This is a genomic window from Streptomyces sp. TSRI0281, from assembly GCF_001905125.1.
Classification (GTDB): Bacteria; Actinomycetota; Actinomycetes; order Streptomycetales; family Streptomycetaceae; genus Streptomyces.
On sequence record NZ_LWLE01000004.1, the window covers coordinates 1 to 20,282 of the forward strand.

Sequence of the window (20,282 nt, forward strand, 5' to 3'; positions counted from 1 at the left end):
CCAGCAGGAAACCACCAAGGCGACCACTTGCCCAGAGACGTAACAAAGCCCTACTAGTCCTTCGAGATCGTCGTCGGCTGCGAGGCGAAGAACCGGACGATGCTCGTCGGGAATGATCCGCTGATGCGCAGCGGCCGGTGGTGTAGGTGGTCGGATGCTCCAGCAGAGGCACGAGCACCTAGCTCTCAAAGCACACCTGATCCCCGTGTGCCGTGGGGAAGGGAGTGCTTCGTTCAGAATCGCACTCAAGGCGTGCCTTCGCGCCGGCCCAGATGTCCCCCGTGTAGCGGCGCGGGCGAGACGAGCGGCTGCACGACCGCATAACTCCCGTGCCACCTCGGATATCTGGCCCGTCAGTCGTACCGTTCGACACAGATGGGTTCCAGCGTCCGGGAATCTGCTCGCGGAAGGTCTGGCGCGGGCACCCCACAACCGGGCACACCAGCCGCCATACGCACAGCCGGACAAGGACCCGGCGACCATCCACCGGCAGGTCCGCCACCGTCCGACGGTGATACGCATGCACCTTCGCCGTCGGTGTCCCACACAGCGGGCAGGACACCGGAGCGCCCCGGGTCCGCGCCGCGACCAGCACCGCATCAACGTCATCGGACACCTCCTCGATAACCACCGCAGCAAGCCCCGAAAACACCGTCGATACCAGCAAGTTGACATTTCGCATACAACGAAAGCGATCACGACTGCATACCGTCACCAGCCTGGCAGGAGCTGACAGATCACCGCGGCGGAACGCTGCAGCGATCAACGCCTACGAGGTTCTTGGAAGAGCCAAAACCGAGACACTCCCCCTTCGCCCGGCTCCTGCCCGGCATCAGGAGTTGCTCACCCGGTCTCGTTGAGAGCCTCCTCAAGTAGGTGAAACCGAACGCGTTCTTGTTCGAGGCGCACATTCGAGCCGAACTCGCCGTCAATCAGGCTGTCGTAGGCATCGGCTTCGTCAGCGGAGAGCGTGCCGAGGGTCTGGCGGGTGGGGGCGTCTTCCTTCACCCATTGGCCTCGGTGCTGAAGGAGAACGGTCCGATTCATCAGGACGGACCGTGTGTGGGGGAAGACCCGGCGCAGCCGGTCGAGGATGGTGAAGCCGTGGGTGTCGAGGTCGCCCCAGTAGACGAGACGTGTGTCGTGCAGCCAGTTCAGAGCGGAGAGTTGGGTGACGGCGTAGCCTGCGCCGTGGGTCACGATGCTGTGGGGTTGGTCAGGGAAGGCCAGGTAGGTGGTCTCGTTCTCGACGACGTAGACGGTCGTGATGCCGGGCGGGGGCGCGGTGAACTCATCCGCCCGGACGGCCAGTTCGCGGAAGCCGGCCAGCGCTTCGCCGTCGAGGAGCCGGAAGCGTAGGTAGGCGGGCTTTCGTAGAAAGCGGAAGCGGGCGGCGAAGTCGGTGCGTGCGGCTTCGGTGTTGATGCGGTCTTCGGGGAGACACTGCTCGAGCAGGGTGGTCAGGATGGCTCGGTGGCGTTCGATGAATTTGGTGTCCACGCCGGGTACGTCGAGCTGGCGCAGGTAGACGGTGGGACCGTGGTAGTCGAGGATCCATCGGATGGTGCTCTGCAAGCGGGCCCAGTCGCCTTCGCGCTGGAGCACCTGCATGGGATGGCCGGTCATCCACTCGACGAGGTCGGGCAGCACGTCTCGGGCAGAGGTCAGCAGACTCTGGTAGCGGGCGACCGTGGGACTGACGCCGAGCAGACGCCAGAGGTGGTCACGGTCGTCGATGCGGACGCGGGCGGGGACGTTGTTCACGCCGGCCAGGCGCCCGCCGAGGCGCCGGTACTCGATGTGCAGGTGTGGGTGTGCAGTGGGCGCCCAGGATTCGGTCCAGGCGAGGACGTGGTCATAGTGTCGGGTGATGTCCCCGGCTTTCGGACCACGCAGAGGAATCTCGACGGGTTCCCATGTTGATCCGTCCGCGAGCTGGGTGAGGTAGGTGCCCATGTTCCAGCGTTTGCGGAGGCGTTCGATGACGGCCTGCGGGGTGGTCCAGCCAACGTCGTGTTGTGTTGTCATCTCATGCTCCCTGTGCGGCAGTGGGCTGCACGCCGGCCAGGGTGTGGGCTAGCCGTTCTTGGCGGTACTGGGCGATGGTCAGGGTGCGCAGGCGGGAATGGTGTCCGGTGGGGTTGTCGACGAAGCCGACGGCGGACACATAGGGCTCGATGACGTGGATCTTCTGCAGCGGGGTGACGATCAGGAGCTGCAGGCCCAGGCGTTTGAAGAGGTCCAGGGCGAAGCGCGCGGATTCCTCCGAGCCGCGTCCGAAGGCTTCATCGATGACCACGAAGCGGAAGGTGCGGCTCCTTGTGCTGTTGGTGTCGAGCTTGAACTGGTAGGCGAGGGAGGCGGCCAGGATAGTGTAGGCGAGTTTCTCCTTCTGGCCGCCGGACTTGCCGCCGGAGTCGGAGTACGCCTCATACTCGGAATCGTCCTCGCGGCGTCGTTCACTGGCGCTGAAGACAAACCAGTAGCGGACGTCGGTGACGCGCTTGGTCCAGGTCCGGTCGCTGTCGGTGTGGTGTTCGCGGCCCTTGAAGCGTTCGATCAGGCGCTGCACCTGGTGGAACTTCTCCTCGGAGTACAGGTCGGAGTCGTCGCCGGACAGGACGTCGTCGGTGCAGGCACGCAGTTCGGCGGTGAATTCGCGGATCTCGGTGTTGGGTGTCTGCTCGGGCTTGAGCATGATGTAACGGCCCGGGTTGTAGTCGATGTCGACCAGGGACTCGTTGATGGTGTTGATGCGGTCGCCGATCTCGTCCGCCCAGATGTTGAGCTGCGCGTGGAATCCGGCGATCTCACGGATTACGTTGGTCTTCAGATAGGTGCGGAATTGGCTCTCGAATCGCGGCAGGTCGTCCGCGACGAGCTGCTGGTGCAAGGCTCGGTAGCCGGGCGCGGAGGCGACGGAGGCGTCGAGTTCGTTGGTCTCGACCTGGTAGGCAGCTCGGAAAGAACTCATCCGGGCGGCGATCGTCTGGCCGAGGCGCGTCTGCTCCTTGGCCCAGCGGTGTCTGTCGGCCGCCATCTCCTCGCGCAGCCGGGACTCGCTCTGGGCGCACTCCTGTGTCGTCCGGCATGTCAGGTGGGCAGTGGTCAGGCGCTGCTCGAGGGCCGGGAAGTGTGGCCGTGCGTCCCTGGCGTCCGGTTCTTCGAGTACGGAGCGGGCCTCGTCGCGGGCGCGTTCAGCGGTGTCGCGGTCGCCGCCGACTCGGCCCCAGCTCTGCTGTGCCCGCTCGTATGCACGTTCCTGTGTGGTGATGTCACCGGCGATTTCAGTGAGGCGGCGGGTGAGTTCGCCAAGGTCCTGGGAGTCGGCCTGCAGACTTTGCCTCTCGGCCGTGAGCTGGGTGATGTGCCGTACTGCGGACGGCCAGTCGATCTCGTTGTAGTCCGCCATGGCCGCCAGCCGGTCGAGGACCTTGTCATGGCTGAGGGCGTCCTTGTAGGTGCCGTCCAGCTCGCGCTTCTTCTTCTCCGTCTCACGCTGGGCGTCCTGGACCCGATGGGCCTGGTCCAGGAGAGCGTCGATCTTGGCCTGGTTCGTCCAGCCGAGCACATAGGTGCTGCGGTCGTCGATGCGGGTGGTGTCGTTCTTCTCGTGGCGGCCCCGCGCCCCCTTGATCAGCCCCTGGGCGGTGATGGCGAGTTCGGTGTGCCGGAAGTCCTCCATCGTCGGCACGCAGGCGTGGGAGGCGCGGCGTTCGAGCTCGCCGGCCAGCCACGGGGCGAGCGGCGAGTCGTCACGCACCTCGAGCTTGGTGAACAGCGCCGTGGACGTGGCGGTGGACAGGCGCCGCGGGAGCTTGTCCGGAACGCGGAAGTAGACCAGCTTCGCCCCCAGGTGGTGGTCATTGATCCAGTCTGAGACGCGGGCGTACTGGTCGCCGGAAACCAGGAGGGACACTGCGAAGCCGCGCAGCAGACGCTCGGCGGCCCCGGCCCACTCCTGTTCCTCGTCACGGACCTGGATGAGTTCGCCGGCGAACGGCAGGGCACTCTCCTCGATGCCGAGTTCGCGGCTCAGGCGAGCGCGTACCTCCAGCTGCTTGCGAGGGATGTTGCTGCGGCGCGAGCGCAAGCTGAGCAGGTCCGCGTTGATGTCCTCAGCCTGCCGCTTCATCTGTGCGGCCTCGACCGCGAGGGTCTCCAGGGCCGTGCGCGTGTCACGGGCGGTCGCGGCGACGCTGTGCTGGGCGCGGGCGATGTCGTCGAGCCGGTCGGTGAACTGGGCCCGGTCGGTCACAGGGGCCAGCTTTGCCTGCTCCAACAGGGCGGCGTGCTCGCGGGCCCGCCCCTCCTGCGCGGTGCGCTGCTGCTCCGTCTCCTTGATCTGGCGCTCGAGCTCACCCAACCGGCCGCCGCCCAGGCCCTCGCGCTGCAGGTCCCACCGGCGCTGCTGGCCACGCAGCCGTTCCAGCTCGTCCTTCGCGGCATCCTTTTCGCCCTGCAGGCGTGCGAGTGTCCGTTCCGCCTCGGCGCGCTGGGCTTCGTGCAGCACTGACGTGCGCTCGGCGATGAAATACCGCAGGGCGGCCTGCTGCGTGTCGGCTTCGTCGATGCGTGCGGTCAGCCTCTCGTAGGCGTCGCATTCCGCGAGCAGCGGGGTGAGGGCCTCGGTCTGGGCGCGTGCTCGCTGAACGGAGTTGTAGGTGGTGGTGAGCGCGTTGAAGTGGCTGATGATGTTGTCAGTCATGGCCGCCGCATCGAACGGCTCGAGCATGTGACTGCGCACGAAGTCGTCCAGGGTGCCCACCGACTTCATCGACACCGTCTGGTGGAAGAGCTCCAGTGCCTGCTCGGACTCGATGCCCATGCGGCGCCGGAAGTCCTTGCTGTAGGGCGGGAACGTCTTGTGGACGCGAACGTCGCTCGCTTCGAGACGCTTCTTCAAGGAGCGCACCTCGGTGCCGAAGTCGGCGAAGTCGCCTGCGACGGACAGCGCCTGGTCGGCGACGAGGAATAGCCGATCGGGGTTGGTGGCGTTCGCGTCAGCGAGCCAGAACACCTGCCCCAGCGTGACGGTCGCCGATAGCGCCGGGTTGGTGAAGACCCCCAGGATGACGGAGTAGCTGCCCGGCTTGCGCAGCGCCACCGGCTTGGTCGCTCCGGTCGTCTCGTTGCGTTCGGACTTGTAGTGGCCCAGCACATAGGAGCGCAGGCTGCGCTCGCCGCTCTCCGCGCCGGCCGCCTTGTTGTAGGCGATCTTGCGTGCAGGCATGAACAGGGTGGTGATGGCATCGACCAGGGTGGACTTCCCGGAACCGATGTCCCCGGTCAGCAGGGCATTGGCGCCGCCGATGCCGAACGTCCACACGTGCTTGTCGAACGTGCCCCAGTTGTATACCTCCAGGCGCTCCAGCCGGAAGCCGGCCGCAACCAGGTCGGTGGAGGCGACACTCGTGCCGGCGGGGCCGGACTGGGCGGGGATCACTGCTGCTTCTCCTGGTGGGTGTGGGTGACCGCGTACTGGGCCAGGTTCGTTTCGAAGTCGGCGAGCCACTGCCCGTCGACGAAGGCTTTGATGATCCGCTGCACCTCGAAGAGCTGGTCCTGCCTGCGGGCACGGCGCAGGAACTGCAGGTCGACCACCTTGTTGATGTGGCCGTCGATCTGGTCGACCAGGCGGGCTTCATTGGTGCCGGCGGGGAGGAACAGTCGGATCATCTCCACGATCTCGTCCCGGGTGATCATCAGGCGGGTGCCGTCGGCGCCTGCGTCGAACTCTGCGAGCCGCTTGCGCAGCAGCACGACCAGCAGGCTGACGGGGTAGGACAGTGAGCGGCGGGGCATCAGCCGCGGCGGCGCCATGCGGGCATCGCGGACGTCGTCCTCGTCGTCGGGTTTCGACTGGAGGAAGGCGTAGCCTTCCATCTCGTCGATCACCACACGCAGCCCCATGACGTCGACGTAGTCCTTCACGCCGGCACTGTGGTTCAGCAGGGCGTCCCATGCCCGTTCGTGCTGGTCACGGAAGACGGGACCCTTGAGCAGTTGGTTGACCGGTAGGGAGAGAACGGACGGCTGGCTGAGGGTGGCAGGCGTGGTCATCGCCCCTCCTTCGAGCTGGAAGCCCAGGCGATGCCGGGGCTGGTGCGGGCAAAGGTGACCACGGGCACGGTGGCGACCTGCTGGACAGCCTCCTCACTGGTCCAAGCGATCTCCTCCTGACGCTGGTCGTCGAACACCGTGGTGAACCCGTCGTCCGGCAACGCGAGGTAGGCGACCAGCTCGGCAAGCCCCTGCTCCAGAGGATGCTCGCGCAGTGTCTCGGCCAACGACACCTGCGTGCGCGAGCCCAGCGACTGGTGCACCGCCGCCGTGAGCCGCGCCGAATCCACATACACCGCCTCGAACAGTGCCTCAGCCGCGAACTCCTCGTCCCCCGCCTCAATGCCAGTACTTTCGATCGGCACCTTGACCAACGGGGTGTACAGGGGCCGCTCCATCGGCAGAACAATGGTCGGCGCGGCCGCATCGATACCGGCAACCAGATCCACGCCCGGCACATCACGCAGCGCCAGAGCCTGAGCCTCAATCTCGCGCACGAGCTGCAGGACGCGGCGATCCTCCGAGCGCACCTGGTCGTCCAGGAACCGGCGCAGCTGCCCCGAAAGCTGCCTCACCGTGGTCTGAGTTCGCTCGGCTGCCTCCAGCCAGTCCCGGGCCATGCGCCGCATCCTGGGGTCGGGCTCGTCGATGGCCTCCATGGCTTCGACCTCGGTCAGTAGCGTCCTGAGCTCCTCCTGACGGCTCGGGGCAAGCAGGAAGTCATAGAACGCCTGGAAGGTACGCCCCTGGTCCGATTCCGCGATGCTCTCGCGGCTGCTCAGCACCTCGTCCAGCAGCTCACCCTTGGCCCCGTCCCACGCCGCGATCTTGCTCCGCAGGTCCCGGTCCAAGTCCCTGAAGTTCGCCTCGACCTCTCGGAAGTCGGCCAGCAGCCCATGCGCCGTATCGGTTACCTGCTGATAGCGGTCCCGCAGCGCCGCGCTGTCCAGAACATCCACCTCACCGGCCTCGACACGCGCGATCTCCAGATCGATTTCATGCCGACGTCGGTTGAGCTCCACCAGTCGCGCCTCGGGATCGGTTTCGGTCCCGAACGTCATCTGCCGCAGCAGGTCGAAAATCGTGCTCAGCCGCGACTCCGTGCCCACGAACGAACGCTCTTCCAACGACCGGACCCACGCGACGGCCTTCTCCACGGCGGCCGTGGCGTCATAGTGCGGCTCGTCCGAATCCGGCGGGTAGTACTTGCGCAGCCAGCCATTCTCCGGCGCCGACCAGCCGTCCAGATACGCCCTCGCAGTCTTGGAGAACGTCCCCTGGCCCAGCCGATCGTTCAGGGCGAACAACTCATCGTCCAACCGTTCGACAAGCTCCGCACCCGCGATCGAGCGCACTCCCTGCTCGACGAACACCTTGTTGAAGAAGCTCAGCATCAGCGCAACATGGTCGGCCTTCAGCAGCCGCCAAGCAGCGCTCTGCTTTCGCAGAGCGACCAAACGGTCGTAATCCAACTCCATACACCCTCCCGTTCTCACTACCCCCAGCAGATTCGTCCGCGCCCCCGAAGAGATGGAACGCACACGCCCCATCCGGCTGGCATCGATGCACGCACAGCCACGCCGGAGCATTCCGCGCGAACAGAAAGAACCGTAGAGGCCACCACTGACAACCGGACTCGACACAGCGGACGACCAGACGGGCCCCGACGACCGCAGAGAAGAGAAACAGCAGGCAAGAGCCCAGAGAAATCCAGATTCGGAATCGTTTCCGATCCTCGCCTCCCACAGTCATTTACGAACATTATTTCGAGCGCGAGTCAAAGGCTTTGCTATTCCACCCACTTCGACGCCCAGCGTCGCGGCTTGCGGATGAGCCGGCATCGGTCGCTCCTTCGAGCGAATGCAGCCCGAACAGCCCATCCCTTTCCGCTACCGCTGACAGCATCCGCCCCGTCAATGAAAGCCAGGATCAAAGGTGGTCCCCTTGAAACTTCCGGTCAATGAGCGGCAGCTCTCGGTGCTGCAGTGAGTGGGAGCGGGATGTCCTGAGGACGTGTGGGAGACAAGCTCCTACAAGACCACCTGCCAGGCATTACAGAACCGGGGCCTGGTCACGGTCTCCCGGAAAGGCGGGCAGTGGAACGTCGTCCTGACGAGTGCAGGCCAGCACTACCTCTCCCACGACACGTACCCTCCCCCGGGGTCGCGCCCGCGCATGACCAAGGCCACCGCTCCACAACGCTCGTCACCCCGGACACAGGACGCTCCGGCCGTCGAGCGAAAGCCAAGTCCTCCCCAGCAGAATCGCGTGACGTTCACGGAACAGCTGCTGCAGGAGCCCGCGGACGCCGGTGGCCGGATCGTCAAGACCACCACCGGCCGGGACTCTGTGAACTGGCCGTCCCGGATCGCGGCCGCTCGCAGATCGACAAGGCTCCCGAAGGCAAAGGAGCTGCACGGAGGCTGGTGCCGTGACGGATACGAGATCAAGCTCGTCGACACCCCCGCCTGGCGCTTTGCCGTCCTCGCCCCTGTCCCTGTCCCCTCCCGGCTCACTCGGCCGCACAGGGTGGTCCGGGCCATGCAAAACGAACCCCGATCGCTGGGCCTGACCAAGCCCGTCCAAGCACGTGCCCTACGGCTCATCCAGGCACTGATCACCGCCACCGAGTCCGAAGGACACGCCTGCTCGGTGTGACGGCCGGGCTCTGCACCCCCGTCTCACCGCCGCCGCAGTGCGTCTCCCCACTTCACCATCACCGCGCAAGGGCTCACGGTGGGGTTCGTCGTTCTCCAGGAGCAGGACCGGACCGAGCGTGTCGCGACCGAGAAGGAACTCGCCGAAGCCCGGAAGCACTCCTGGATCAGAATCCCCCGCTTCGACTACACCCCGTCCGAACGCCTCCGCTTGGTCCTGAGCGGCGGCCAGCCGCACCGGGCGAGCGAATGGGCCGATACCCCCGGCCGGCCCCTCGAAGAGCAGCTTGCCGAGATCGCCCAAGAAGTCACACTCCGCGGCGAAGCCGCCGAACGCCAACACCAGGAGGAACTCGAGGCAGCACGCCAGAAGCGCCTCCGCTGGCAAGCCGCCATGGAGAAGGCCCGCGTCCAGTACGCCGAGACGTACCGCGTCAGGCACTTCGAGGCGCAGGAAGCGGCATGGCGCCACGCGACCCGACTGGCCGAGTACGTGACCGCTGCCCGCACACGAGTCGAGACCATGCCCTCAGGCCAAACCAGAACCGAAGCCGAGGCATGGATCATCTGGGCAGAAGCCACCGCAGAGCGCCTCGACCCGCTGAACACGCAGCTTCGGATGCCCCTCATCCCCGAACCACCAGCCAACGACCTGAAGCCGTTCCTCGGGCACTGGAACCCCTACGGCCCCTGACACGAACCCTCCTGGTGCCAGCCCCGCCGTGCCTCCCCGCGGCCCCGTCGTCTCACGCTTACGACGTTGCCTGTAGCCGCGATCGCAAATCCGCCGCTCCCGCGAGCATCACACGGCCACGAACTGCGTGAAAAGCCGAACGCGTCAGGCGTTCAAGCACAGTCGAACTCACGGCGAAGCCCAACCAGAGCGCTCCAGTGGGGCCTCGCCTCTTGGCTTCAGGAGAGGCCCCGCCTGGCCCATCGGCAAGTCCCTCGCCCTATCACCGATGCCTTCGCACACGTCCTGTCACGCGCCTGTCACCAACACCGTCGACGCACCTGCACCACCAATTCCAAACCCGCGTGAACAGAATCGAATTGGACCAGGTGGACGTCAGAAGACGGTTCTGCCTACGTGTCGAGCTCGAGGACGCACTTCAACTCGGAGTGCCACACGCCGTTCGCCACAAAACCCCCGGCTCGTTGCAAGTTGGGCCTTCACGGTAGAACGCACCACTGACAATTTCCCCCGACCAGCGCAAACGCCTTGCGGTACTCGCCGATGCTCTCCCGGCGGGAGCGGACATCGCGGCGAGACGGGCCGACATCACGCATGCAGAACGGGAGGGATGGCTCGCAGCCCAGGAAGAGTGCAGGCGACTGGCCGCTGCTCTGGCCACCCACCCATGGCTGCGCTCAACCCACGACCCGTTCAGTGCCCGCAGGGCTGTTTTTTGCCGCCGCGCGCAAGGCTCAGGCCGTGGACCGCACCTCATGTATCACGGTCGCCCCAAATGACGCAGAGCCCCCGCCGGAGTCGACCAGCAAGGGCTCTTCGTCTCACAGACGCCCCTATGGCGAGGGGCAACGCCAACCCGACGAAACTCTGTGCGGTGTAGTCAGACTTCCCCGCCCTCGTCCCACCCACATTCAGTGCAACGGACTCCCGCGTACATGTCGTCTCGGGCGTGATCAACGGCGCTCCAGCCCTCCAACTTCGAACTTGGAGCTCCGCACCGGGGACAGCCAACGATGACGCCGAACCCGTGGAAGTACGTGTATTCGAGTCCGGACTCCTCAACCGTCCGCTGCATCGTCTTCAGGAGTTCTGCTTGGGAGTCCACACCTACGAGTTCCCGGGCAGCTCGATCGATATCACCGTCAACCAAGGAAACCCACATGATCGGCTCAAGAAGCGGCGGAAGCGGGGTGTCGTCGAGGACAACCGGGATGACGCGGACAGAGTCATCCCGCAGCCGCCGTGTGAGGGCGGCCTCCCACTCTGTGTTCACCCAGGGGGAATTCGAAGAGTTGGCGGACCAGAAGACCATGACGGTGTCTACGAGCCCCAGTGCCTCGTTGACCTTGCCGGGGATCCGGTCCCCAGGCCGGATCTTCCATGAATCGAGCCAGACGTCCACGCCGAGCAACCGCAAGCGGGCGGCAAGTGGGGTTACTTGGGGCTTGTCCCGGTGGTTGTGAGAGATGAAGGCGTGCATGAACACAGCCTCCCACCTGGGGCTCCCCCAGGTAGGGGAAATCGTCGAACTGACGAGATCGCTCAAGTGGCGCCACCCAGTGGTCAGGCGTTGGCTGGGTCGGTCTCAGTCTTCATGTGGTTGGAGTCCGTACCTTCACGTCCGAGGCGCCAGTGATCTCGGCGAACTCGCCCGCAGTGCGCGGATAGTCGGAAGCTCCATCGAGTTGGAGCTTGATGCCCCGCGCGACATGCTCCTGGCTACAAATGACTTCCATCTCATTGGCCGCGTCCCATCCGGCGAGGATGTCGGGCCTTCACCCTTGATCGTGAACACCGGTTGTTATGCGGCGGTGACCAGCGTAGTTAATCTCTGTTCGTAGTTGATCGGGCTCTGCTGGCCGAGGGCTGAGTGCCGCCGCCAGGTGTTGTAGCGGGTGACCCAGCGGAAGACGTGAAAAGGGAGACCCTCAAGGGCGCGAAACGCTGGCCCGGAGCCCGCCCCGCCCGCCTCGCGGACCGACGCCCTCAAGGCCGCCGCCGGCGCGCGGGGCGGGAACCTGCGCGAAGCGGTCTTCGCCATAGTGGCAGTGCGGGTCGGGCGGAAGCCCAGGTCGGGTTGGGGCGGCCGGAAAATACCTCCACCTCTACACCGTCGGTCCCGCACACCAACCTTTTCGCCGCCCCGGCGTCGGCCGGACCTTCGGCGGGCGCCCGGGGCCAGCCGTTTCGTTCCGGGAATCTCAGCACCGCCAGCACCCGCCGGAGGTCGCCGCCCGCCCGGGCAGGTCCAAATGGGCGTTACTGGGCCGCCGCGGGCGTTGTCAGTGGTCGCGAGCACACTGACGGCATGAGAGATCACTTGCGCCCCGCCGTTGCGGCCAGCCTCTGCGGAACGTCTGTGCAGCGAGGCGTCGTTCGCGACGCTGAGCGCGGTCAGCCCGCCCGAGTGCGACCTTCGACTCCGTGACACAGCTGGGAACTGATCCCCGGGCTACGGAGTCCGTCATAGTGTGAGCGGCCGGGATGCCAGTGAAGTGGTGGGGAAGTTGTGACGAACAGCAGCGGTAGCAATCCGTCGGCAGCGGGTCCGGGCACGTCTGCGCCGGGGCAGCCGCGCTGGGCCTGGTGGGTCGTAGGCATCGTCGTGCCCGTCGTTGGCATCGCAGCCACGGTGTTCGCCAACAACCGGCATAGCTCTGCTGACGACTCGAAGCCACCCGCCGTCGCGGGGGCACCGTCTGCCACGCATGATCAAGCCAAGCCAGCCGCATCAGCGGATCCGGCCAGCCCGGAGAACACGGTGTCCCGCGCCATGTTCGGTCCACACGACATTCAGTTCCGGACCAGCGCCTACGGGGTTGACATCGACTTCGACACGCACAAGCCGCTTGTTGCGGATGACCTCAAGGGCGCCGACTTGTCGGCCGTCACTGATGGAAGCGGGACGGCTGGCTCCACCAACTTCCATGGCGGCCCCCGGCTCGCGGCGATCATCGCGCCGATCTCGGGAAGTGATGCTGATCCAACCAAGGCGCAGTGCGCGGAGGCGTTGCGGAACAACGGCGACCCCATGCTGCAGGACCCGCCTCAGGATGCGCAGTTCTGTGTTCAGACCACCGAGGGGCGTATCGCGTTCGTGCGTGTCGTGTCGGCCGCACCGAGTGGGCACACCATGAGGCTCACAGCGACGGTTTGGGACCTCACCACCTAGCCGCGCCCTGAGACAGGCGAGCAACTAGCCCTCAAAAGCCGACAGGCGACGAGAACACCTGTGCTACGAGCTCTTGGTAGAACTAGCGTGATCAGGCTTGGCGACGGCTGCTTTGGCAGCTCGCTCGATCTTCGCTCGGTGGGCATCCCAGAAGGCGTCGTCGTGCTGCTGAGTCGCGTATTCGGCTGCTTTCCCTGTCGAGTTGTCGAGCTGTTCGCGCAGGATGTCGGCATGACCGGCGTGCCGGCTGGTCTCGGTGAGCATGCGGACCAGGATGTTGAAAAGCTTCACGTTGGGGCGTGGCCACCAAGGCACGTGGCCGAGGGAGTCGATGGCGAAAGCGGTGATCGTCGCGTCTGAGTGCTCCCACACGCGACGGTAATGGTCGATGATCTCCTCACTCGTCTCCTGCTCGGTCGCCCACATGTCGGCGCCACGTTCTCCGGTGCTGTCCCACCGGGGCAGACGTTCGGGGAACGGTCGGTCGAAGACTTCGCCGAAGTACCTGGATCCCAGATCGACAAGTGCTTGACCAGGCCGAGAAGGTTGGTTCCAGTCGAGGTCAGGGGGCGTCGGATGTCGTACTCAACGAGCCCATCGAGCTTCCAGAGAACCGCCTCGCGCATCTCCTCTCGCAGATCGTTGTGCAGATACTCTTTCGCGAAATTATCGATCATGCGAGACGACTCTGCCATGACGGGCGACGGACCAGTGCCGGAACCTCTTACCCGCCCAACCGGGCCATCAGAACAAGATCTTTTTATGGAGGCCAGCCCCCTGGGCCAGCACGCACCCCGGCGGACACTCATAGGCAGAATCCGCAAGTTGGTTGACAAAACCGTTCTTCTCCACGGCCGCGTGGACACCGCTTCTACGCTGGCCGTCATGCGCGAATTCGAATACCGAAGCAGCAACATTCCGTTGGAGGAGTATGAACTCACCCGCGGGGACCACCGCCGTCAGAAGCAGAGCGAGGAGATCAGCGAGTCGGTTCGGCGTCAGGTCGAGGAGGACAACGCCAAATGCCGGGCAGACCCGGCGAAGGCGAAGCGTCGCCGCCAGGCGTTCGAGAACGTCGCGAAGCTGATGCAGTCCTTCAAGAAGGCAGACCACGAGATCATGCGGTGGCGTGTCCGGCTGTACTGCGGCCACATCATCGAGACCGAGGCGCACTTCACGTACACCGACCCCCTCTCCGCCGGGGCATACGGCAGGCGATGCTCTGAGTCCGGGGAGGACCGGCATACAATCGTGGCCTTCGAACCCATCGGGCTGCGTGGCGAACCACCGGAACCAACAGAATCCACACCTCCGCCGCCCCCGAAGAAGCCGACACGAGCCGACCTCGAACGACGCGTTAAGACCCTCGAGAGGGAGAACGAACGCTTGCGCACGAAGCTCAGTGGCTGAAGGCCCCGACCGAAGCCACCGGGCTGACTCGCCAGCAGCGCACGGAGACCGAGCTGACGGCAACGGCGAAGATCGCCGCCGCACGGGCACCCAGTCCGCCCGCACAATGGCAGCTCATCGCTCCCTTCGGCGAAGACCCGGCCGCGCACCGGTGGGCGATACGCGCCATCGCCGCGTAGACATGGTCCACGTCAGCCTTCGCTCGTTCGAGCGAATTGTTTCGAACCATCCGCCGCTGACAAGCGGAACTGACACCATGCCGCCGTCGTACGTCAACCTCGAGTCGAAGGCGGGCCATTGGAACGGCAGGTCAATGAGCGGCAACTCTCGGTGCTGAAGTGGGTGGAAGACGGGTGCCCTGCCGGCGTTTGGGAGACCAGCTCCTACAAGACCACCTGTCAGGCACTGCAGAACCGCGGCATGGTCCTGGTCTCCCGGAAGGGTGGGCAGTGGAACGTCGCCTTGACAAGCGCCGGCCGGCACTACCTGGCGCACGGCACATACCCTCCCCGTGGATCGCGCCCGCGGAAGACCCAGGTCACCGCTCCGCAACCCCCGTCCCCCCGAGCACAGGAAACTCCGGCCTCCGCGCGAAAGCCAAGCCCTCCTTCACAGCGTCGCGTGACATTCACGGAGCAACTGCTGCACGAGCTCGCGGAGGCAGGCGGCCAGATCGTCAAGCCTGGCAGCGGTCCAGACTCCGAGAAGTGGCCGTCCCGGATCGCCGCCGCGCGCAGATCCGGAAGGATTCCGGAGACGAAGGAGCTGTACGGGGGTTGGTGCCGTGGCGGGTACGAGATCAAGCTCGTCGACATCCCCGCCTGGCGCCTTGCCGTCCTCCAACCCGTCCCCGTGCCCACCCGGCTCACCCGCCCGCACACCGTGGTCCGGGCCATGCAGAAGGAACAACAGCCGCTGGGCCTGACCAAGGCCGTCCAAGGACGTGCTCTCCGGCTCATCCAGGCGCTGATCATCGCTGCCGAGGCCGAAGGACACTCCTGTTCGGCGGGAGCGACCGGCTTCGCGCCCCCGTCTCATCGCCGCCGCAGAGCGTCTCCCCACTTCGCCATCACCGCACAGGGCCAGACCGTGGGGTTCCTCGTCCTCCAGGAACAGGACCGGACCGAGCACGTCGCCACCGAGAAGGAACTCGCCGACGCCAAGAAGCACTCCTGGATCAGGATCCCCCGCTTCGACTACACCCCGTCCGAACGCCTGCGCTTCGTCCTCAGCGGCGGCCAACCGCACCGGGCAAGCGAATGGTCCGACGCCCCCGGCCACTCCCTCGAAGACCAGCTCGCCGAGATCGCACAGGAGGTCGCCCTCCGCGGCGAAGCCGCCGAACGCAGACGTCTCGACGAGATCGAAGCCGCACGCCAGAAGCGCATCCGCTGGGAAGCCGCCATGGAAGACGCCCGCATCCAGTACGCCGAGGCGTACCGCTTCAGACACTTTGAAGCGCAGGAAGCGGCGCGGCGCCACGCCACCAGACTGACGGAGTACTTGAGCGCCGTACGCACGCGAGTCGAGGCCATGACCCCGGGGCAGACCAGAACCGAAGCCGAAGCATGGATCAGCTGGGCAGCATCCACCGTCGAGCGCCTCGACCCATTGCACACACCACCCCGACTGCCCGACATCCCCGAACCACGAGCCGACGACCTCAGGCCCTTCCTTGGGCACTGGAGCCCCTACGGCCCCTGACACGACACCCACCTGCCACCCACCCCGCGTCACGAAACGTGACTACCAAGAAGCGAATGGCAGGGGCAACCAACAACTCGGCGGCCGGCCCCCACTCCATCGCCGGGGCCACCTCCATACGGGTGAGCGCTCTACTCAGCGGCAAACCAGGCATGACGGGCCGTCAGAGACTACGCCGTTCATGCGTCGAAAACGCGTCAAGATATCGCACCTAACGCACGTAGCGCCCATAACGCACACTCGGAGAAACAGCAGGTCAGCGACCCCTCTCGGCGGGCTCAAGGATCGCTACGCACTCTACGTGCTGGGTCATCGGGAACACATCAAATTGGAGGACAGAGGTTTCGGACTTTCGGCATCGGTGACGGCACCGTCCACGGTCAGGATTCGTCCTCGGCTCGATGGGTGTGCTCGGGTCCAGGGTGGGCAACACCGGGGACAAGCGGCTCGTCGTAATCGAGTTCGACCTTGCCGAAGGCGGTACTGGGGATGGGCGCCGAGTCGTTGTCGGCGATGATCAGCTGTATCTGCGAACTGTGGGACTCGGCAAGTGTTTGAAAGCGCCGGTAGGTCCGGTGGCCACGCGCTTGGTCGTCGAGGTTGCTCCCAGATGCCTTTCGTGGGGAGTCGATGATCAGCAATGACGGCACGCGAACGTCAGGGTGCGTGATGCCGAACTCCAGCAGGGTGAGGCTGTACGCGACGTTGATGCAGGTCACGATGCCACCGCTCCCCCACCGTGATCAGCAACGTGACGGCCGTGTCCGGACCGATCCCCACCACATCGAGCAGCTGCGGGGCGTACCGGTTCACGAGTCGGGTCAGACGGGCGTCCCCGCTGCCTGGTCGAGCAAGCCATGGCGGTCCTGAAGAGCTGGCGGCTCCTTCGGAAGCTCCGCTGCAGTACCAACTGCATCACCGCGATCGTCCAGGCCGTACTCATCCTCCATGACGCGTCAGCGTGAGGGGACAAGGCTCAGTGTCAGAGACAGGTCGTAGCCTGCGAGGAACAAGAAGGGTACGACGTTGAATTCCAGCTACTACCGGAACCAGTTGGGCAGGAAGTACAAGGCGCGCGCCGACGCGGAGAAGAAGGTTGGCGAGTTCCGCATGAAGGAGGCTGACAGGCGCGGCAAAGTCGCAAAGGAGCGGACGGCCGCAGCGAAGGCGAGCAGCGCCGCCACCCGGGCAAGCAAGCTGCGCAGCGCACAGCGGCACGAGGACGATGCGAACAAGGCTGGCCGCGATGCAGGCACCTGGAGCGCAAAGGTGGCCAAGCTCAGCCAGGAGGTGGCGGACCTGGAGACTCGGCTCGCTAAGGCAGAGCAGGCCGAGCGGGACGCCGTCGAGAAGACCCGTCAGCGCGAACAACAGCAGGCTGAGCGCCGGACCGCTGCCGGTCAGGCTCGTATCGAGGGCCGTCTGTCGACGGCGGAAAGACAGGTGCGTACGGTGCTGAGGGAAATGCGGGCCCCAAAGCCGGAAAGGCTTCGGGTGTTGCTGTTGGGCGCCGCCTCCGACGGCGACCTTCGTGTCGGGCGGGAGCAGCAGAGGATTCGCGCGGCTGTGCAGAGCGCCACACATCGGGACCTGATCGAGCTCGACGCCCATCCGGCCGCGACCGCCGACGTATTCCTGGACGCGATGCCCCGTTTCCGTCCGCACGTCGTGCACTTCTCCGGCCACAGCGCGCAGGACCTGATCTTCTTCGAGAAGGACGAGGACCACTTCCACGAGGAAGTCAAGGTCAGTGCCGGAGCCTTTGCCCGGGCGATCGCGGCCGTGGACGACAAGCCTTTGCTCGTCTTGCTCAACTCCTGCCACTCTGCCGCCCAGACCGCCACCCTCATCGACACCGTTCCGTTCGCCATCGGCATGTCCGACTCCATCGACGACGTCGACGCCATCACCTACGCCGCCCGGTTCTACGCGGCCATTGCCGAGGGGCAGTCCATCCAAGGAGCGCATCGGCTCAGCCAGGCCGCCGTCGAAATGAACGGGCTGCTCCACCACGACCTGCCGACCCTTACCTGCGCCCCCGGCGTGGACCCTGGCGCTACGAAGCTGGTGACTCCGCCACCGGAGTGAACACACCTCGCGCCCATACGTCCAGCCCGCACGGTCATGTGAGCGAGCCCCGGACAGTGGTCAGTCCCCGGGGCTCGCAGGCTGTCCGGGAACGCCGGCCGCTACAGCTCGAACTCCAGGTTCAGAACATCGTTGATCTCAACTTCTCACAGGGAGCCGGCACGGCGGCCACCATCCTGGAAGTAACCCTCCTTGAGCGCTTCGGCTGTGAGCTCGCGCAGCCAATCCTCGCCTGCGCCCTGAGCCTGGGCGTTCAAGAGGCGGACTGCGGCGGGAGGGCCCCGATGAAGTGCCAGGCGCGGTCCTTGTCCGTCACGTCCATCGGCGCCCCGGCGTACCCGAGGCGGGGTCCTAGAATGATGCTGCCGTTCTGAAGTTGAGTGTGGGGGGACGTATGGACGAATTGGTCGAGTTCAAGACCGACAGTGGCGCTTCCGTCGTGGTTGCCGTCGACGACGAGCGCCGCGGTGCCCGATCCGTATCCCGTGGTGACGGGGTGCTGCGACAGGCGGGGCAGACGTTCAACGGCGCGCTCGAGAGTATCCACACCGCGGCCGAGTCTGCGCTGCGCGTGTTCCGTGACGGGCAGCTCAAGCCTGACACGGTCGAGATCGAGTTTGGCGTAAAGCTCACCGCCGAGGCAGGCGCCGTCATTGCCAAGACCTCCATGGAGGGGCACCTCGTTGTGAAGCTCAGCTGGACGCCGGGCACCGACGAGGGAGCCCCAGCCGGTTGATGGGTTCACGGTCCTGGCAGGCACGGGTCTGCGCGGGAAGAAACATCGGCTCCGGATTCCTGGTATCAGATCGTCATGTGATGACCTGTGCGCACGTCGTGGCCGGGGTGGAACGCGCCCAGGTCACCTTCGCCCAGTACCCCGATCTGGGCACGCTCGAAGCCTCCGTAATCGTAGGAGCTGGCTGGCAGGAGTCGGAGCAGGATCGGGGTGACGTCGCCGTGCTGGAACTCGACCGGCCGGTCGTCGTGCGACCGGCTAGGTTCGGCGCCGTCCATGCGGCGTACGCGCATCCGGCGGCCAGGCTGACCGCGTACGGCTTTCCCCGCAGCTACGACGAGGGGATTCTCGGCGAGTTCCGGAGCACCAGCGACCAATTGATCGCGGGTGAGTGGCTTCAGTTGGAGGCTTGGACGGGCTACAGCCGGCCGCTGGAGGAAGGGTTCAGCGGCGCAGCGGTCGTGCGGGAGGAAACCGGCGAGGTGGTGGGCATGGTCACTGCCCGGCACTTGGAAGGAGGGGGTGGGAGGATGCTCCCCTCCCAGGCCCTCGTTCGGTACTGGCCAGGCGCGGCGAATCTCGTGTCCCTCCCCGGACACAATCGCCAGACATTGGCCCGCCTTCGTGACCTGCTGCAGCAGTGCGTGGCCGACTGTGCCCCGGAAGCCGGGTACCAGAGCGTCATGGGACCGTTGGCACCGCCCCCGCCCGTCGGAGGCTTCCTGTCTCTGTGGGACGTGGCTTGGTTCCTGCTGACCGAGGTCACACCCTCTCCGGGCACCGCGCCATGGTCAGCCTTCGCCGCCTACGTCGCGGACCGAGCTCAAGACCCGGCCGTCCGACGCGCGCTGCACGCCTGGGCGAGGGATGGGCTGCCCGCGACGGCGCCGGCTGCGCTGACCGCGCAGCCGGTGCCGGGCGGCGGACCGACTTGGTCTCCCATCCTCGTAGAAGTCGAACGCAGTGGCGCCGACCGTGATGCGTATGTCGTCTCGATCTACGTGATCCGTGGCGGGCGCGCGCAGCTCGTGGTTAGCAACACCCTCGCAGGGCGGGATATACAGGAGTACGTGAGGGAACGCCTCGACGACGCCTTCCTGCAGATCGACCGCGACGGGGACGAGCTGATCGCCTTCGCGCTGCCCAGGGACTTGCTCGGCGAGCCCGTCGACCAGTGGCCGACGAGCGCGGACGATCCGACCCCCCTGGGCTGTTCATCGCCGGTCGTGGTGATGGATCTCAGCCGACGGCGGCAGCCCAGACTCCAGTTCAAGATCGAGAAGGTTTGGCAGGCCCTTGATCTCCGACCAGGCACTACCTGGCACCGGGTCGAGTGCGGCAGCAGTCAGGACCCCGCCAAGCTGACTGTCCAGCTCGGTGGCCGGGAGAGCGCTGTGGGATACGGGGCACCACCCACCACCGATCAGACGCGCGGGTTGCTGCACGCGGGACTTAATGCGGCCGTGCCCGTCATCGCGTGGCCTCGGTCCGGGTGTTCCTGCGGGCAGAACCGTGATGCCTCGGCTGCGCACTCCTGCGCTGGTACGCGCTTCCTCGACTCCCTGGAGGAGCAGCTGGCGTCCCTGCCGCCCTCGGACCTCCCTCACCACATCCGCCTTCTACGGGGCGAGGCGTTCATGGCTGAGGAATCCGAACCGCACTGGGCCACCGACCTGACCATTGTCTGGGAAGATCCACGGTGGTTCCCCGAGGCGCACATCTACCCTCAGTCCCCTATCAGTTGAGTGATAGCCGAGC

At 65.8% G+C, this 20,282-nt stretch carries 15 protein-coding genes and 4 pseudogenes; 9 read left to right on the plus strand and 10 right to left on the minus strand.

Annotation, left to right across the window (positions count from 1 at the left end; genetic code table 11):
* Positions 1–178: 178 nt before the first annotated feature.
* From A6A29_RS10030 to A6A29_RS10050, 5 genes are all read right to left on the minus strand, one after another.
* Positions 179–682, minus strand: coding sequence for a transposase family protein (locus A6A29_RS10030; protein WP_079182680.1), 504 nt, complete (start codon positions 680–682; stop codon positions 179–181).
* A 161-nt stretch (positions 683–843) separates the two neighbouring features.
* A complete protein-coding gene (locus A6A29_RS10035) occupies positions 844–2,028 on the minus strand; it encodes a Wadjet anti-phage system protein JetD domain-containing protein (RefSeq protein ID WP_073719679.1) in 1,185 nt (394 codons plus the stop codon).
* Position 2,029: 1 nt separating this feature from the next.
* A complete protein-coding gene (locus A6A29_RS10040) occupies positions 2,030–5,446 on the minus strand; it encodes an ATP-binding protein (RefSeq protein WP_198953038.1) in 3,417 nt (1,138 codons plus the stop codon).
* The gene (locus A6A29_RS10045) at positions 5,443–6,063 is read right to left on the minus strand and encodes a DUF4194 domain-containing protein (protein ID WP_073719680.1); all 621 of its coding nucleotides are present in this window, start codon (positions 6,061–6,063) and stop codon (positions 5,443–5,445) included. Before A6A29_RS10045 ends, A6A29_RS10040 begins: the two co-directional genes overlap by 4 nt.
* The gene (locus A6A29_RS10050) at positions 6,060–7,541 is read right to left on the minus strand and encodes a DUF3375 domain-containing protein (RefSeq protein ID WP_198953039.1); all 1,482 of its coding nucleotides are present in this window, start codon (positions 7,539–7,541) and stop codon (positions 6,060–6,062) included. The genes A6A29_RS10045 and A6A29_RS10050 overlap by 4 nt, the downstream gene beginning before the upstream one ends.
* 790 nt (positions 7,542–8,331) lie before the next feature.
* On the opposite strand from A6A29_RS10050, the gene A6A29_RS10055 reads away from it, so the two are divergent.
* Together A6A29_RS10055 and A6A29_RS10060 are read left to right on the plus strand one after the other, a co-directional pair.
* A complete protein-coding gene (locus tag A6A29_RS10055) occupies positions 8,332–8,721 on the plus strand; it encodes a hypothetical protein (RefSeq protein ID WP_073719681.1) in 390 nt (129 codons plus the stop codon).
* Between the two features lie 78 nt (positions 8,722–8,799).
* On the plus strand, positions 8,800–9,414 hold the full coding sequence (locus A6A29_RS10060; RefSeq protein WP_073719682.1) for a hypothetical protein: 615 nt from the start codon (positions 8,800–8,802) through the stop codon (positions 9,412–9,414).
* A gap of 880 nt (positions 9,415–10,294) precedes the next feature.
* On the opposite strand, the gene A6A29_RS10065 is transcribed toward A6A29_RS10060, so the two are convergent.
* Both A6A29_RS10065 and A6A29_RS46360 read right to left on the minus strand, forming a co-directional pair.
* A complete protein-coding gene (locus A6A29_RS10065; RefSeq protein WP_143196971.1) occupies positions 10,295–10,894 on the minus strand; it encodes a toll/interleukin-1 receptor domain-containing protein in 600 nt (199 codons plus the stop codon).
* A gap of 321 nt (positions 10,895–11,215) precedes the next feature.
* Positions 11,216–11,326: pseudogene (locus tag A6A29_RS46360) on the minus strand (integrase core domain-containing protein); the annotation flags it as partial.
* Between the two features lie 597 nt (positions 11,327–11,923).
* Here A6A29_RS46360 and A6A29_RS44720 point away from each other — a divergent pair.
* Positions 11,924–12,586, plus strand: coding sequence for a hypothetical protein (locus A6A29_RS44720; RefSeq protein WP_143196972.1), 663 nt, complete (start codon positions 11,924–11,926; stop codon positions 12,584–12,586).
* Between the two features lie 63 nt (positions 12,587–12,649).
* Here the strand turns inward: A6A29_RS44720 and A6A29_RS10080 are convergent.
* A pseudogene (locus A6A29_RS10080) lies at positions 12,650–13,263 on the minus strand (DinB family protein).
* 148 nt (positions 13,264–13,411) lie between these two features.
* Here A6A29_RS10080 and A6A29_RS10085 point away from each other — a divergent pair.
* Together A6A29_RS10085 and A6A29_RS46365 are read left to right on the plus strand one after the other, a co-directional pair.
* Positions 13,412–13,996, plus strand: coding sequence for a hypothetical protein (locus A6A29_RS10085; protein ID WP_143196973.1), 585 nt, complete (start codon positions 13,412–13,414; stop codon positions 13,994–13,996).
* A gap of 621 nt (positions 13,997–14,617) precedes the next feature.
* Positions 14,618–15,700: a hypothetical protein gene (locus A6A29_RS46365; protein WP_241838407.1), complete on the plus strand. Its 1,083-nt coding sequence runs from the start codon at positions 14,618–14,620 to the stop codon at positions 15,698–15,700.
* Positions 15,701–16,080: 380 nt separating this feature from the next.
* On the opposite strand, the gene A6A29_RS44725 is transcribed toward A6A29_RS46365, so the two are convergent.
* On the minus strand, positions 16,081–16,419 hold the full coding sequence (locus tag A6A29_RS44725) for a hypothetical protein (protein WP_143196974.1): 339 nt from the start codon (positions 16,417–16,419) through the stop codon (positions 16,081–16,083).
* Positions 16,420–16,536: 117 nt separating this feature from the next.
* Between A6A29_RS44725 and A6A29_RS43855 the strand changes: the two are divergent.
* Both A6A29_RS43855 and A6A29_RS10100 read left to right on the plus strand, forming a co-directional pair.
* A pseudogene (locus tag A6A29_RS43855) lies at positions 16,537–16,665 on the plus strand (IS5/IS1182 family transposase); the annotation flags it as partial.
* 61 nt (positions 16,666–16,726) lie between these two features.
* Positions 16,727–17,788 carry a hypothetical protein gene (locus A6A29_RS10100; protein WP_073719686.1) on the plus strand — a complete coding sequence of 354 codons (1,062 nt, stop codon included), beginning with the start codon at positions 16,727–16,729 and terminating at the stop codon, positions 17,786–17,788.
* A gap of 146 nt (positions 17,789–17,934) precedes the next feature.
* Here A6A29_RS10100 and A6A29_RS47775 read toward each other — a convergent pair.
* Positions 17,935–18,134, minus strand: a pseudogene (locus A6A29_RS47775) (telomere-protecting terminal protein Tpg); the annotation flags it as partial.
* A 48-nt stretch (positions 18,135–18,182) separates the two neighbouring features.
* Between A6A29_RS47775 and A6A29_RS10110 the strand changes: the two are divergent.
* Both A6A29_RS10110 and A6A29_RS10115 read left to right on the plus strand, forming a co-directional pair.
* The gene (locus tag A6A29_RS10110) at positions 18,183–18,524 is read left to right on the plus strand and encodes a CU044_2847 family protein (protein ID WP_073719688.1); all 342 of its coding nucleotides are present in this window, start codon (positions 18,183–18,185) and stop codon (positions 18,522–18,524) included.
* Positions 18,524–20,269 carry a VMAP-C domain-containing protein gene (locus A6A29_RS10115; protein WP_079182681.1) on the plus strand — a complete coding sequence of 582 codons (1,746 nt, stop codon included), beginning with the start codon at positions 18,524–18,526 and terminating at the stop codon, positions 20,267–20,269. Before A6A29_RS10110 ends, A6A29_RS10115 begins: the two co-directional genes overlap by 1 nt.
* Positions 20,270–20,282 lie beyond the last annotated feature (13 nt).

Coding starts and splice junctions, on each gene's coding strand:
- A6A29_RS10030 (WP_079182680.1), bottom strand. CDS start 682: ATGCGAAATGTCAACTTGCTGGTATCGACGGTGTTTTCGGGGCTTGCT.
- A6A29_RS10035 (WP_073719679.1), bottom strand. CDS start 2,028: ATGACAACACAACACGACGTTGGCTGGACCACCCCGCAGGCCGTCATC.
- A6A29_RS10045 (WP_073719680.1), bottom strand. CDS start 6,063: ATGACCACGCCTGCCACCCTCAGCCAGCCGTCCGTTCTCTCCCTACCG.
- A6A29_RS10050 (WP_198953039.1), bottom strand. CDS start 7,541: ATGGAGTTGGATTACGACCGTTTGGTCGCTCTGCGAAAGCAGAGCGCT.
- A6A29_RS10065 (WP_143196971.1), bottom strand. CDS start 10,894: ATGCACGCCTTCATCTCTCACAACCACCGGGACAAGCCCCAAGTAACC.
- A6A29_RS10110 (WP_073719688.1), top strand. CDS start 18,183: ATGGACGAATTGGTCGAGTTCAAGACCGACAGTGGCGCTTCCGTCGTG.
- A6A29_RS10115 (WP_079182681.1), top strand. CDS start 18,524: ATGGGTTCACGGTCCTGGCAGGCACGGGTCTGCGCGGGAAGAAACATC.